Here is a 532-nt window from a genome sequence, read left to right as displayed (position 1 = left end):
CCTACATCCTTGGACCGGGGCAACCATCGCCCGGCCCGGCTACCTTCCTGCGTCACACCTGTTAATACGCTTACCTCCCGGGATCAGGTCCCGCGCTCCACCAAAACCCTCACACCACAAGGGCGCTCGGGCAGGCTTCGGGCGGTTAGTATCCCCCGATCAGTATGGGCGGTTCTTCGCCGGTACGGGAATATCAACCCGTTGTCCATCGACTACGCCTGTCGGCCTCGCCTTAGGTCCCGACTTACCCAGGGCAGATTAGCTTGACCCTGGAACCCTTGATCATTCGGCGGACGGGTTTCTCACCCGTCTTTCGCTACTCATGCCTGCATTCTCACTCGTGTAGGCTCCACCACTGGTTCACACCGCAGCTTCACTGCCCACACGACGCTCCCCTACCCATCCACACCCCTGAACCACGAAGGCTAGGGTCCTGTGTGAATGCCACAACTTCGGCGGTGTACTTGAGCCCCGCTACATTGTCGGCGCGGAATCACTTGACCAGTGAGCTATTACGCACTCTTTCAAGGAT

At 59.2% G+C, this 532-nt stretch carries 1 rRNA gene; it reads right to left on the bottom strand.

From position 1 onward, the window contains the following. A 23S ribosomal RNA gene (locus tag AC5RV6_RS16935) occupies nucleotides 1–532 on the bottom strand; the annotation flags it as partial.

Source organism: Arthrobacter saudimassiliensis (genome assembly GCF_059090665.1).
This window is presented reverse-complemented; position numbering and strand designations above follow the sequence as displayed.